This is a genomic window from Candidatus Lokiarchaeota archaeon (assembly GCA_014730275.1).
In the GTDB taxonomy this organism is placed as follows: Archaea; Asgardarchaeota; Thorarchaeia; order Thorarchaeales; family Thorarchaeaceae; genus WJIL01.
Genome location: WJIL01000006.1, coordinates 13733 through 28122, shown reverse-complemented (window position 1 = coordinate 28122; position 14390 = coordinate 13733). Strand labels below are relative to the sequence as shown.

Below are 14390 nucleotides of genomic sequence, written 5' to 3'. Positions count from 1 at the left end.
CGCAGAAGCAGGGTTTAGCAACTGGTGTGTTTCTCGATAGCTTCAAAGAGATGAGCACTGCGAATGGGTTTGGTGAGAAATCCCACAGCACCAGCTTCCATTGCTTTGGGTTTAACAGATTCGTCGGCGCTTACAAATAGCACTTTGGTGTTGCTATCCAATGCAAGGATTTCTGCTGTTGCAGCTGCACCTTTCATCACTGGCATGCGTTCATCCATCAGGATAATATCTGGTTTTTCTTCTAATGCAACAAATTGCTCAACTGCTTCTGCCCCATTGCTGGCATGACCAACTACGTCGTGTCCTCCAAGTTCTATTATTCGCTCAAGCACTTTATGGATGAACTTGTCATCATCGACAATCAATACGCTTACCATTTTAACGGCCCCCTCTATCTGAATCACTATCGTATTCGCGACGGAGTAGAATCACATAATTCACTCCCTTTGTGTACTCGCCCTGCACTCTGTCCTCCACTCGAATTTGTCCTCCGTAATTCTCTAGAACCTTTTTCACAAGAGTCAGTCCCAGCCCCAACCCTAGAATTCCTTCTCTTTTCCCGCTCACTTTCGCAAAGACTTGCTCCTTGTCTTTGTCTGGGATACCAGGTCCCCGATCTTTAATATCGATACGCAAGAACGGGGTGTGAGATATTTCCTCCAGTTCAATATCTATTTCGACTTCTTTTTTCTCATCGAATTTCATTGAATTATGCAGGAGAGCAAAGAACACATCATCTAGGAATTCATCCGCCATGATGAAGTATTCATTTTCATTGACGTTTGTATTCAACTTCATCTTCTTGTCGGGAAAAGTAGAATCTACTTCAGCAGCAGCATCAAGAATTGCTTTTCCCAGATCCTTGCTCTCTGTAGAATGGCTTCTTTCTTCAATGATTGAGATTTTTCGGACATTTGATATGAGGTTTGACGCTCTATCCACTTCTTCAAGCCCCTCCTCAACGATTTCCTTGAGGTCACTTGGTAGATCTGGATGATGTAAGGTTATTTCGAAAGTTGTAATGATTTCTTGGTTGATATTGGTGATATCATGTAGCATCAAATCTAGTAGGAATTCTGATTGTTTCCTCTCTTCCTTTAATCTTATTCGCGTTTCTTTTTCCTTGGTTATATCTCTATAGTAGCATTGCGCAGCTACCACCTGTGACTCTTCAACTCTCGGGAGTATATTCCCTTCCACAAAAACCCGTTCGCCATCCTTTGATACGAAGATAGAATTGAAATCCGTGACTCTGTTGCCATTAAAAACCGAATCTAACATTTCTTTATGCTTATGTATCATTTCAGGGAAGATTATCCTGTCAATAGTCATTTCATCTGTTTCTTCCTCTGTATATCCCAAAGTATTCTTCCATGCCCGATTCACGAATTCAAAGGACCCATTTGGTTTTATGCTGTGAATCAGGCTAGTTGAACCTTCAAGGATATTGCTATACAACTGCTCAGTATCCATCATGTATCCACGCCTTTTCTGGGGGACGTAAGATTTGAATTTGGCGAACAAAACTAATAGAAGATGGATAGATTATGAATGTTATTCGTCTATTCATCCTTTTTTTCAGTATTTTTTGAAGTATTATGGGTTCGCTATTACTAATGTAACTAACTGTTTCCAACTATCGATTAAACTTGGCTTTTCGCTAAAGAAACTTGATTGTTGAATACTTACTCGAAATACATAGACCGAGCTCGTTCCATAACCTGTTCGTCTGCAGGAAACACTAATGGTATTGCCATGAATTCATTCTCACATGGCCTGCCCTTTGCTACGTGGAATAGAACACTGGGCCGCTTTGCGTCCTTGCCATGATTCACCTCGATGACATAGCTTCTTCTTGTTTCAGGCACTTCTCCGTTTTCGCCATGTACACACATGCTTTCACTGCTTGGATTGTCTCCGTGATCTTTTAGCATGTCAAATACACCATCGACCCTAGATACTTCTTTCACGAGTTCATAACCTCTGTAGAGTCGATTTACTGAATTTTCGTATGTGTACTCTCCAGACTTGGCAAGAGATTGTCTAAGTGTGTCTTCAGTATCTAGCATAACATGATGACTCGTCCGAAGCGCTTTTCTTTCAGACCGTTCAATGGAATGATTACTACCGGCTATTTCTATGACAAGGATGCTATCGTGATCAGCCAGAATCAAATTACCCCACTGATACTTTCGCCCCCCTTTTAGGTAGCTTCTGGTCATTTTCAAGCCATCTTCCGCGTCTTTTGCAAACATGACAATCTGTTCGGCCAAGAGGTCATAGTTTGGGTCAACTGTTTTGTGTACATGTGTACTTGCTACAGCCAACCCATGCCGATTCACACCGACAGTCAATCCCGATTCCTTCTGTGTTGCCTTATCGACCCCTCGAATTCCGAAACAATCGACATCATAGAAAAGGGTGTCGCATTGTTCTGTGTTCAGTACGTCTCTGTTTTTGAAAAGCACTGTTTTCTTCCGGTCTGCCAGTATAACAGCGCCTGCTAGACTCGTCATCTGGGACCCCACGAGATAGGAATACCAGTACCCACAAATATAGGTTCTTGCGGTAGAACCTGTTCGAAATTCCAGCGAAAATTCTATTTGGAGAAAAAGACAATAGGACAAGAAAACGATGTTCGAGCCCGAATCCTTCGCAGATAATCTGGAAACTAGATATTTCAAACCTAGGATTCGCTATTTCAAGAAATTGGACTCCACAAACGAGACGGCAAAGAAGGAAGCCCTCGCTGGTCAGCACCATGGTCTGTTAGTAATTGCCGATGAGCAGCTTGCTGGAAGAGGGAGGATGAACAGAATTTGGATTTCCCCCCCTGGTGGACTCTATTTTTCGGTTTTTCTTGAAAGTCCACTGGAAGGAATACCTTCACCCATTCTGGGGATGCTTGTGGCTTGTGCTGTGACGGAGTCTATTCGACATGTTGTGGGAGTTGATTCCAGCATAAAATGGCCTAATGATATCATCATTGATGAAAACAAGGTTGGTGGAATCCTCTGCGAGGCCATATCTAAAGGTGGCAAAATTGAAGGAGTTGTGGTTGGTGTTGGCATAAATCTTAACCATCCCATGAGTGGCTTGTCAACTGAGTTTAGGTATCCTGCTGCAAGTCTCATCGAAGTCACTGGAAATGAAATCTCTCGTAAAGAATTACTGAGGGAAATCCTTCTGGCAATTGACAAACGAATCGGAGTTGTGAAAGAAAACGGATCTTACGATGATACCATTGAGGAATGGAAATGGCTGAACAAGATTCTTGGCTATCATGTGGTAGTTGATACTGGAGCTGATACGATTGAAGGGACAGCCGTGGATATCCGGGATGATGGTGCATTAGTAATTGAAACCAAATCTGGAATTCAGAAGGCCGTCACTATTGGAGATGTTACAAGAGTTAGTCTCTAGGCTGCTAATGTGGCCATTGCTTACGTGTCATTGGTGGAATCTTATTCTTGATGATTACAACCTCTTTCTTACATGGAAGTACTGGTTTTCCTTAGGGCTCGCATTATGAGCATGTTTCACTATGTTCGTTTGAACCTCTGAGCCCAATTCGTGATATTATTATTCTGAATAGGTTTTCTACCTCCTTAAGATTCTTCGACTCTTTTATGAGTACATCTAAATACCTGCAGATGCATGGCTGCAGGAGGAGGTAGTCTCATCTGGAATCTTCCACTGTAATAGTTCCACCTAGCAAGATTATCGAGATGCGTGATTTGATTCTGAAAGATGAACCGGTTTCACAGCTGGATGCTAAGAGCAGGCATGAGGAGTTTAGACTAGCATATTCAGGCGGCATCATTGTTGGATATAGGACCGGGAAAGTTGTGTCTAATACCTCTGAATGTGCTGCATTGATTTACAGAACGATACAGAAGATGCAATTCGAAGATGAGGGATATGAGATTATCATTGGTTCAGATGAGGCAGGAAAAGGTGAGTGGTTGGGCCCTCTTACTGTTGCCGCGGTCGCACTCACACCTCAACAATCCAAGCATCTCAGAGCGCTTGGAATCATGGACAGTAAAGATCTTCCCCGCCACAGAATCGCTCAGAAAGCTCAGGATATCGTTGGATACTGTGAATCCAAACACGTTTTGGTCATCTCACCTCACAAATTCAACAACATGTTTGCTGATTTCAGGGCGGAAAGCAAGAACCTCAATGATATTCTAGCATGGGCACATTCAAAGGCTGTCTCTGAAATCTACGAACTAGTGAAACAGAATTTTGCTGATTCAGATATTCAGATTGTTGTAGATGAATTTGCTCGGGTCAAAACAAGAAAGCGGATGAGTCAAGTTTTCGATTTGAGTGAGATTAGGCTTGTTCAGAAACATGGTGCTGAAGAGACAATGGCTGTGGCTGCGGCTAGTATTCTTGCTCGTGATGCTTATGAACTGTGGCTAACGCGAAACTCGGACAAATTGAGCATCGACCTTCGAAGTATGAGCCAGAGTCAGATTAGAGCTAGAGATGATACAACCAAATTGGCGAAGATTGAATATTTTGATGATAGAAAGCAAGATGCCTGACGATAGGAATATTCCTTCTTCGAATCGTGAACAAATTGTTCACACATACACAAGAATTCTTTTCTTGAATCGTTCATAGAAGTTTATTGTTTCAACAGGAGGTCTCCGAATTTGTGCAGGGCATCGTATGATGGACGAATCGTTTTTGTTCTATGTCTGCTTCTCTCTTTTCTGCTTCCTACGGTTTCTTCAGTAATGGTAGCCGCAACAAAGCCAGAACCCTATTCGAAAATCAATGGTCCATCCATTGACAAATTAGTGGCACGTCATATCCCGAGCGAAGCGAGACAGGTGGAAGCACTTACGGATGATGAGATTGATTTGATTGGAGAAGGAATAACCCCTGATCTCGTTGCGGAACTACAGGAAACAGAAAATATCAATGTTTCAACAACTCCACAAAATGGTTACGTCTGCTTGTCCATCAATACTGAGAAATATCCATTCAACTACACAGGATTCAGACGAGCTCTGGCTTTTGCAATAGATAAGAATGCTATAGCTGAGGATATCTGGGGTGGATATGCCAACACCTTAGATTCCTGTGTGCCTGCTGCCAATCCCTACTCTGTTGAGGGAAAACTGAATTTCAGCTACTATGATGCTGATATCGATTATGGGAATAAACTGCTGAATGAAACTGGTTTTCTCGATGTTGACGGCGATGGGTACCGAGAAGCTCCCAATGGAGATAACTTCGATGTTGTGGTTTGGTCCTCAGATCATTTCATCAAGAGCGAACCCGTGAAGAATCAACTTGAAGTGGCTTTTGAAGCTCTCCATATTGATGCCTTGATTACTCAAGGCTGGTATTATGACTATTTAGAGCGTCTATACTGGCATGGCGATTATGATATGGCTATTCTCTCAAGACAGTTCAATACTATGTATGTTGATTGGCTTGGATACAACTTCTGGTCAGAACTTAGGGATTATCGTGGATACAATCTGGCAAACTTTCAAAACGAAACATTTGATTTCTGGGCTGATAAACTCCTTCACACACCAGATTATGATGCAGTATACGAAGCAGCACAATGTCTTCAGCAGATATGGACGTATCAATGTCCAGAGATTGTGCTTTATCAGAAATCAGTGATTTCAGCATATCGTACTGATCGTTTTGATGGTTTTGTGAATGATGTACATACTGGTGTTCCAAGCTGGTGGACCTACTACAGGTCTCATCCCAAACTAGCAAATGGCGGCCCGTTTGGAGGCACATTCCGCACCACTTATGACATGGAAATTCCGAGTTTCAATTTCATGACCTTGGTGGATGATTATCCAGTTGAAGCGATGCTCAGTGTGATGTATGATAGCCTGCTGAAACAGGGTCCAAACGGTGTAGAAATGGGATGGATGGCAAAGTCATACAACATGGAAACACATGACGACAATCCTGCAGTTCCTAACGGTTTCACGCGGGTAACATTTGAACTCTATAATAATCTCACTTGGACTGATGGTAGCCCCATCACGGCTGAAGATATTGCCTTTTCAATCAATTACTATCGCGACACCTCCGGGGGGCCATACGGGCCAGATTTTTGGAACATGACTCAGGCTGTAGAGATGACCACCTATAAGGTCCGATTCCAGTTCAATATTGAGTCGATTTGGCATCTAGGTTCTATCGGCTACAAACCAATAATTCCAAAGCATATATTCGTCGAGATTGGTCTAAACGGCTGGAATACTTGGAATCCAAAACCCTCAGAGAATGAAATGGTTACATCCGGTCCCTTCAATGTGTCAACCTACGTACCAAGCGAAATGATTGAGTTCGACGCCAATGACCATTATTTCCGAATCCTTCAACGGATATCTGGAGATTCTCTTGATCCGTCTTTCTTGGGTCTAACATTTGAGGAATTAGCTCTGGTTGTGGGTGTTCTTTCGGGCTTGGTGGTAACTACAACTGCTGTCTATTGGCTGAGAAAAGATGACTAGAATGAGTACGGGATATTAGTTCGGCTATCCTTGACTTCACTGCCGCACGGACTCCACAGTCTCTTTGATTTTTTGTAAAAGACCTGCGATTTCCTCATTCGAAATAGAATATAGCTTCCTCTTGCCATCACGTCTTGATTCGAGTATTCCTGCATCAACTAATTGAGAGAGATAAGAGGATACCGTTGACTGAGATAGTCCTATCCGAGGAAATATTTCACACTGACATTCTTCACCTTCCAATAAATCCTCAACAATTCGAAGTCTAATTGGGTTACTCAAGGCTTTGTGGAATTCCACCCGCCAATCTAGGAGCTTGTCATCGGATACCAATGTTAGCACTCTATTCTGTATACTGGACAGCTTCCCTTTTTGTTGTTTCTGAAGGTTGTTTCCAGTAGTCTTTGCTTTTCAAGTGCTTGGCCAGATACACCAGCCCAAGCATAATGGGCACTTCCCAGAACAATCCCATCGTAGTTCCTAGTGCAGCGATAGAACCAACGCCATAGATTGAAACAGCGGTCGCAATCGCTATTTCGAAATGGCTTGAAGATCCGATGATGACACTAATAACCCCCTCCTGATATGCAAGGCCCACGATCCTCGTTACCAAAAGGTTGTATCCTACAACGATAGCGAAACCGGCTATAAGTGGAACAGATACTAAGACTAGAAGGTCTGGGCGATCCAGCATTATGCTTCCGTTGAGCGAAAACAATACTATGAGAGTTGTCAAGAGGGCAACTAGGGCTAAGTTTCCTACAGCTGGTCGGTATGTACTTTCAAACCATTCTTTCCCCTTCCAATCAACTAGAACTCTCCTGCTCACAACTCCAAGCAATAGAGGCAGCCCAATAAATACAAACGCAGAGACCAGCAGCAGCCATCGGTCTATTGGGATATTGGAGAGTCCGGTGAAAATGGCAACTAGAGGTGCATAAAGAAGAATGAGTGTAAACGTATTGATGCTGGTTGTGATTACATTTTGTTCTTGATTCCCATTTGCAAGATATCCCCATACCAGAACCATTGCTGTACAGGGACTAGATGTTAACAAAATAACTGCAACGATTAATTGCTCCTGTCCCGGAAGCAACAATGTTGCCAGTCCGTATCCCACCAAGGGCGCTACAATCCAGTTCGAAATGAGCGTCAATAGTATCGGTTGCGGATTCCTTCCCAGTTTCTTCAGTTCTGAGACTTGGAAGTTGAGCATTGCTGGATACATCATGAGGAACAAACAAATGCCTATCGGGATTGAAACTCCTCCGACTTGCCATGAATCAATAACAGCACTTATCCCCGGGAGTGCTTGGGACATGACTATCCCGCCGACCATACAGATTGCAATCCAAATTGGCAAATACTTCTCGAATAATGATAGTTCCTTTTCGGTTGCAGGTAATTCTAATTCCATCTTTCTACCCTCATTATTTACATCTAAATACATCGAATAATTGCGATAAATCAATATATTAAGATTGCCATATACCATTGATGTGGTGTCCAGTGGTTGCAATTGTATCTATCATGGTGACAATTTCGTTCGCTTTAGGTAGATTCGGCCTGAAAATACCTCGCGAATACATCTGGGGATTCTTCATATAGCAGCGAGCAAGTATGAGCAAAGTGTCGAAATGAAGGAGAGAGAACACCTATTCAATCGCCCTTCACGAATTGAAGAGCTCCAAGACCGTATGACTAGACACACGCTACGGATAATAGCTCTTGGCTCTTCTGTTGTGATGATTCTTTCCGTAATTTCTGTTCCAAGCGGATGGGTTTCCGGCTGGAACGATGTTACACTCTTGCTTCTGTCTTCTTTTTCACTTTTCGTTTTCGTGTTGGTTATGGAACGATTACTCCACAAAACAGAATCAAGAACAATCACTGGTCTTTTGATACTAGCTATTCTTCTGATAATTATCTTTACCGAAACTCCGTATCATGTCTCTCATGGGCGATCTCTGCTAATCTTCGCAGTTCCAATTACCATGTCGGCTTTCCTTGTTCGCCCTTGGACTGCAGTTTTGGTTGCTTCAGTAAGCTCTGTTATCATCTCAATAATGTCCCAGATAGCTGGTCACATCCTACCCAACATACCTGCTATCGCAACATTCCATATTCTGGCTATTCTTGTATGGAAGCTGTCATCCTATCTTGAGAACGCCATTGGTAGCTTGGCACAATCACAGGAGCGTCTCCAAATTCAAAGAAACCAAGCTATGCTGTATCTTGATATTCTTGGACACGATATTACGAACGATCTTCAAGCTGTTCTTTTGGCACTCGAATTCGCTGAAAAAGAGACTGCGGATCGAGAGACTCTTGCTGTACTTGAAAGCGCGATTAATACCTTACAGGAAAGTAGCAGCCTTATTCGGGATGCCAAGAAACTAGATTCAGTTGATCATGGGGAATTGAAGCCAATCGAGGTTACCAACATCCTAAGTAGTTCTTTGGATGCTTTTGGGACTGAATTCCCTGAAGCTACTATGGAATCGGAAATTTGTGTATCGAAGGCTTTTGTAAATGCAGATAGAAATATCGCCGAGCTCTTTCATATTCTTCTGGAGAATGCAGTAGAACATAATCCACGTAGTGAGAAAAAAGTCTGGGTGCGAATGGAAGAATCACTTGGGGGCTATTCAGTATCCATTGCAGATAATGGAGTGGGAATCGAGGATAAACGAAAAGAGATTCTCTTTGATTTATCTCGTAGGTATGGCGGACTTGGTTTACATCTTGCCAAGCTGATTTTGGACAAGTATGATGGACAGATAACAGTCGAGAATCGTATTGAAGAACAGCGTAAGAAAGGTGCCCGATTCAAAGTTTGGTTGCCCAAAATAGATACAAACGAAAACCCAATATCGAAAAGTGAATAGGCAAAGCACGCCCTGAATCTTTGTATTTGAAAGGAAATGGAGGTTCTATGGTGTCTAGCGGGAAATTTGATGACATTGCACTTGCATATGATCATAGTATTAACTGGGAGGAAAGACTCCGTAGGGAGATTCCTTTCATAATCGACACAATCGGAAATATCGATGGCAAGCGAATACTAGATCTTGCGTGCGGAACCGGTCGACACATTATTGAACTTGAAAGACAAGGGGCTGAAGCACTCGGGATTGACAGCAGTTCCAACATGATAGAAAAGGCAAGAGAAATTGCGAATCGACATCATAGCGACGCGGAGTTCATGGTTGCAGATATGAGAGATATGAAGGAGTCAATTTCAGATGACTTCGATCTTGTTTTATGTCTGGGCAATTCTCTTGCACTGCTTCCAAATCTTGCAACCCTCCAACAAGTGGTGTCAGACGTTCATGATGTACTAGTATCTGAAGGAATGTTCCTGTATCAAATACTCAACTTTGAGAGTATGGACCAAACGGGATTTCGCTTCATAACCCCAAAGGGAACTAAATCTGCCAGTGGTGATGATTTAGTTTTCTTCCGTTTCTTTGATCATATTGAGGATTCTAGCTTTTCAACATTAGTTCTAAGCGTTTTTCACAAAGAAGATGAAGAATGGCAGATGAATCTAAATACAACTCAAGTACTACAATTGAACCACAATATTGTTCATGAAATCATGAATGAGGCTGGATTTCATGATATGAAGCTCTACTCCACCTATGATGGTAGTCCCTTTGACAGAACACGTGACCGAAATCTCATTGTTACAGTCGAAAAGTAATCTGGCTATCTATGGCAACGTGTGGAATCTTGAGCTTCGATTATCTACTCGCCGCCTGTTTGTAAGTGTCTACTATCTCGCTTGTCTTTGGCCTTCCTTTCAGTATTCGATGGCCAACACTCACACTTGGAATTGGTACCTTCGGTCCCTTCAAGCTTTTCAGATAGCTCCATTGACCAACATCAACAACTTTGCATTGACAGCCCAGCTCGCTAGCTGCTTTGGTAGCAGCGAAGAGCATTATCATCTGGTCTTCAGGCAATTTCCTTTCACCGCTCTTCAAGGTATTGAGGGAACTCTCTGATTCCGCCTGGTTAGGGGGCAACTCTATTACCCTCATTGACCTGCCATTGCTTTGGACATATACCGTGATTCCGCCTTCACTCACACTTTTCAAGATATCACACCTTTTGCTTTTCTGTTTTGGATGTTGTTCATTATAGACTGTTCTTTGTTTGATTTGGTCCATGAACAGCCTTAATTGTAATATTAATCATTCATTCTCAAATAAATCTTCGGAACATTGCTCCTTTGTTTCTTACTGGAGTGACTGGAAACTTTGCCCGCTCTTGTCACGATAGATTAGAATCGGGAATCGATGCTCACTTACCCACTTCCCCATATTGATGAAGAAACCCCCCCTCCTGCAATAGGATTGAAACAAGTCCCATGCTAGCCCTTCGTTACTACACTCACATCACTGAATAGAATCAGCGGACCGATTAATTGCTGAAGTACTATTTCTTCGCTTGCAATCTTGTTTATGCTCTTCAGCAGGTCGTAAACATTCCCTGATAATGCAAGCCCGTGTACGGCTCCTACTGGTTCTCCATTTTCAATGAGAATCGCCGGGTTACCAACTACGCTGAAATCACCTGATTCTGGATTTGAGCTATGTGCACCTTGTAATCCCTTGATGAGATATCCGTAATCGATTCCACTGATAAGCTCTTCATCGGAGACGGAGCCTGATTCCACTACTACGTTCGATGGGGCTACTTCGACGAGCCCTTGTCGCCTATTACGACTAGCGTTTCCTGTGCTTTCAACCCCTCTTCTGTTTGCCCAGTAGTTGTCCCAAATGAATGATTGAAGGATTCCATCTTCAAGAATTGGTGTTTTCTGACGTGGAACCCCCTCATCATCAGCAATTGATGCTTGAATTCCACGTGGGTTCGTCCCGTCATCATACACATTCAGAGTTTCTGCTGCTATACTCTCTCCCAATTTGTCGCCAATCTTCGATTTGCCTCTCGTTACGTTATCACCGCGGATTGAGGGTACAAGCGTGTATTGAAGCAATTGTCCGTATGCAGATGGGTGCATTACAACATCATGCTTTCCTGCCCTTCCCTTTGCGGTTTCCTTCATCACTCGAATCGTAGATGTAACCTCATCAATTACATAGTCCAAGTCCAAATCTGGTGACCGCTTCATATCAAAGCAGAATGTCATCGGTGTCATTCCAGATTCAGTTCTTGCAACTGCGGCTAGAAATGCATAAGCAAGAGAACCTCGTTCCGAATGCTCAATGCCATTTGTGTTGGCATAAGCTGATTGATAGAGAGAGATTCCTCCACCCGCAGATGCAGGAATGAGCCCTTCTTCTGAACTGCTTCTGGCTATGAGTTCATTGGTTCTTTCTACAATTGTTGACGACTCCAGATTTGCAACTTCGGAGTTCCATAATTCCTCTACTGACGGGTAGTCTGCGGGAGTGGGCAGGTCTTCCCACTTCTCGTCCACAGTGGATGCCTTCGCGGCTGCGATTGCAAGATCTACCGCCTTTTCCACAGAATCTGAAGTTGCAATACTCGTAAAAGCAGACCCCATTCTTTGCCCTATATAGAGCCTGACTGCGATTTCGCTGCCAGTTTTTTGATTAACACTACTTACTTGTCCCATTTCTGCCTCAGATTCCAATTCAGACTCATGATGAGCTTGGATTTCGGCTGCATCAACACCTTTCTTCTCAGCTACGTCTAACGCATCCGTACATAGGTCTAAGAGTGTCTTTTCATTCATTTTCGTCACCTTCTACTCCTGGCCTCCAAAGGTTATTCCGCCTTTAGAAAATCGAATCTTTGGTCCCCCTGAGGCCACATAGGCTGTCTGGCCTTTACCACATCTGCCCAACTCGTAGGGGAAGTCCTCATTCGCTACACCTTCAATTTTGAAAAGTGCATCAGTAGCGATTCCCGAAATCGATAGATCCTTGATTGGGTTCCCGAGTTCCCCATCGACAATCTCATAGGCCTCTTGAACACCCACTTGAAAGCTAGCATTCATCTGGGCTTGCCCCCCTCGGAAGTCGGCACAATAATACCCAAAATCAATCCCCTCAAAAATTTCCTCTGGTGCATAATTTCCTTTCTCGAAGTATGTATTTCTCATACGGATTATTGGTGGATACAAGTAGCTTTCTGCACGTGCATTTCCGGTAACTCGTTGTCCGGTCTTGGCAGCGTATTCCCGGTTCGTCATGAGCTCGTTTAGTACGGAATCTTTGATTATCTCCACTTTGCTTGGAGGAACTCCTTCTTCATCATAGGCTTCTGTGCCCAGATTGTTTTCATCCGTGCCGTCATCGATCATATTTACTCCCTCCGCAGCAACGACTTCTCCAACTTTGCCTGCAAAGGCGCTTTTCACTGTGAGATCTGCTTCTGCCAGGTGGCCGAGGGCTTCATGGGCAAGCACGCCAATTACTCGCGGGCCCAACACGCAGGGAAATGAACCTGCCTTGCTTTTCACTCCATCTAGCTGTAGCACGACCCGCTTGGCGGCCTCTTCTGCGATTAGTTCGGGTGTGGCGGTGTTCTCCATGAATTCCCAGCCCTCATGGGTTGATGCCTCTTCATATCTGGCAGCTGTCAGTTGCGTTCCTTCTTTTCCGCTTATCCACGGATATACCCAAACCAGAAGCTTGGGTTTCTTGATACGCGACCCTTCAGATGTAACAAGGAATGTTTCGCCAGAAATACTTCTCAGCTTCCCGGTCACCGCACTGATTCGTTCGTCATAGTCCTTGGCAGCAGCTGTTAAATTCTTCAGATACTCGATCTTCTCTTCAATCGGAACGTTCTGAGGATCTCTTTCAATATCCGCTTCAATTGTATCTTCGAATGTATCTACTTCGGCAAGTTCTATAGGTTCTCTGCGACTCCTTGCTGCTGCTTTTGCCATAGAAACTGCATCATCTATATACTCATCAAGTCTATCAAGTTGTCCCGTTGAAACAAAACTCCACGCACCATCAACAAGCACTCTCAGAGCGACGCCCTGTTCAATACGACGGCTGAGAGCATTGACTCTGCCATCATCCATCTGAATGTATTCTACGAAGCTGTTTTCACCACGCGCTTCAACGTACGAAGCGCCCATGCTGGTTCCTTTTTCTACAATACCATCAAGGTGCTCAAACAAATCAGTCTACTCCACTTTTTGCTGGTCGAACTTAGCAGGTATATTCGTGATAAATAGTTGGTTTGGCGCCGCTTGCTTAAGGGTAACTTGGCTTTTCTAGACTTGGATTGAACAGGCTATTGGTGTTTTAGGGATGTACGGGTTGAGCATTTCCGAAATACCCTTTGAAGAGATAGCTTGAGGTCTCCTTGTCTGACAATTCTTTTATCATTCCTATATCGAACAAAATCGGATTCAAGATGGAAACCCCCTCTACCGCCTGGTTCAGCTTGAAAAGCGTTTACAGATCGGCCTTTCTTGTTCTTTGAGTATGATGGCATTCGCTTGAGCTATGGAATCATTATGAACGCAAGGATACCAATCAACATCGCCGCAAAAATCATCAGGCTGCATCTATAGCATGACGTATCTCCATATTCATCTAGCTGCAAACCTGCGTAGTATTCTATGAACAAACCCGCCCAACAACCAACTGCAACTGCAACACCTGGACCAGTGGGGACTATGAATGATGTTTTTGGATAATCCATTATTGTCACAAAGGGCAAAAGCATAGTCCAAACAATATTCATGATGACTGGAATAATCAGTCCCGCAACAACAAATGCTAACAATGGGGCAATCATTCTGCCAATACTTATGTACATGATACCTGAACAGATTATCATTCCCGCAACAGCCAGTACGAACGTCAATGCTACTTCTGTTAAAGGCATGTAGACCGAACACTCCTCCTCTGATTCTAGACA

The 14390-nt window shown here is 43.4% G+C and carries 14 protein-coding genes; 5 read left to right on the top strand and 9 right to left on the bottom strand.

Annotation, left to right across the window (positions count from 1 at the left end):
• Positions 1-14 precede the first annotated feature (14 nt).
• From GF309_00505 to GF309_00495, 3 genes are all read right to left on the bottom strand, one after another.
• Positions 15-377 (bottom strand): response regulator, encoded by a 363-nt coding sequence (locus GF309_00505; GenBank protein ID MBD3157241.1) that lies wholly within the window; start codon positions 375-377, stop codon positions 15-17.
• 1 nt (position 378) lies between these two features.
• The gene (locus tag GF309_00500; GenBank protein ID MBD3157240.1) at positions 379-1476 is read right to left on the bottom strand and encodes a PAS domain S-box protein; all 1098 of its coding nucleotides are present in this window, start codon (positions 1474-1476) and stop codon (positions 379-381) included.
• 209 nt (positions 1477-1685) lie between these two features.
• On the bottom strand, positions 1686-2516 hold the full coding sequence (locus tag GF309_00495; protein ID MBD3157239.1) for a hypothetical protein: 831 nt from the start codon (positions 2514-2516) through the stop codon (positions 1686-1688).
• A gap of 118 nt (positions 2517-2634) precedes the next feature.
• On the opposite strand from GF309_00495, the gene GF309_00490 reads away from it, so the two are divergent.
• From GF309_00490 to GF309_00480, 3 genes are all read left to right on the top strand, one after another.
• The gene (locus tag GF309_00490; protein MBD3157238.1) at positions 2635-3423 is read left to right on the top strand and encodes a biotin--[acetyl-CoA-carboxylase] ligase; all 789 of its coding nucleotides are present in this window, start codon (positions 2635-2637) and stop codon (positions 3421-3423) included.
• 305 nt (positions 3424-3728) lie between these two features.
• On the top strand, positions 3729-4556 hold the full coding sequence (locus tag GF309_00485) for a hypothetical protein (GenBank protein ID MBD3157237.1): 828 nt from the start codon (positions 3729-3731) through the stop codon (positions 4554-4556).
• Positions 4557-4667: 111 nt separating this feature from the next.
• Positions 4668-6509 carry a hypothetical protein gene (locus GF309_00480; protein MBD3157236.1) on the top strand — a complete coding sequence of 614 codons (1842 nt, stop codon included), beginning with the start codon at positions 4668-4670 and terminating at the stop codon, positions 6507-6509.
• A 36-nt stretch (positions 6510-6545) separates the two neighbouring features.
• On the opposite strand, the gene GF309_00475 is transcribed toward GF309_00480, so the two are convergent.
• The gene (locus tag GF309_00475) at positions 6546-6872 is read right to left on the bottom strand and encodes a metalloregulator ArsR/SmtB family transcription factor (GenBank protein MBD3157235.1); all 327 of its coding nucleotides are present in this window, start codon (positions 6870-6872) and stop codon (positions 6546-6548) included.
• Entirely contained in the window at positions 6853-8028 is a 1176-nt protein-coding gene (locus tag GF309_00470; protein MBD3157234.1) for an arsenical-resistance protein, read from the bottom strand. The genes GF309_00475 and GF309_00470 overlap by 20 nt, the downstream gene beginning before the upstream one ends.
• Before the next feature lie 118 nt (positions 8029-8146).
• Between GF309_00470 and GF309_00465 the strand changes: the two genes are divergently transcribed.
• On the top strand, positions 8147-9397 hold the full coding sequence (locus tag GF309_00465; protein MBD3157233.1) for a GHKL domain-containing protein: 1251 nt from the start codon (positions 8147-8149) through the stop codon (positions 9395-9397).
• A gap of 47 nt (positions 9398-9444) precedes the next feature.
• Positions 9445-10215 (top strand): methyltransferase domain-containing protein, encoded by a 771-nt coding sequence (locus tag GF309_00460; GenBank protein ID MBD3157232.1) that lies wholly within the window; start codon positions 9445-9447, stop codon positions 10213-10215.
• Positions 10216-10255: 40 nt separating this feature from the next.
• Here the strand turns inward: GF309_00460 and GF309_00455 are convergent, their stop codons facing one another.
• The 4 genes from GF309_00455 to GF309_00440 all read right to left on the bottom strand — a co-directional run bounded on the left by GF309_00455 (position 10256) and on the right by GF309_00440 (position 14357).
• The gene (locus GF309_00455) at positions 10256-10612 is read right to left on the bottom strand and encodes a hypothetical protein (GenBank protein MBD3157231.1); all 357 of its coding nucleotides are present in this window, start codon (positions 10610-10612) and stop codon (positions 10256-10258) included.
• 275 nt (positions 10613-10887) lie between these two features.
• Positions 10888-12240, bottom strand: a complete 1353-nt coding sequence (locus GF309_00450; protein MBD3157230.1) for a hypothetical protein — start codon at positions 12238-12240, stop codon at positions 10888-10890.
• Positions 12241-12252: 12 nt separating this feature from the next.
• Complete coding sequence (locus GF309_00445) at positions 12253-13641, bottom strand: TldD/PmbA family protein (GenBank protein MBD3157229.1); 1389 nt, start codon at positions 13639-13641, stop codon at positions 12253-12255.
• Positions 13642-13970: 329 nt separating this feature from the next.
• Positions 13971-14357: a hypothetical protein gene (locus GF309_00440; protein ID MBD3157228.1), complete on the bottom strand. Its 387-nt coding sequence runs from the start codon at positions 14355-14357 to the stop codon at positions 13971-13973.
• Positions 14358-14390 lie beyond the last annotated feature (33 nt).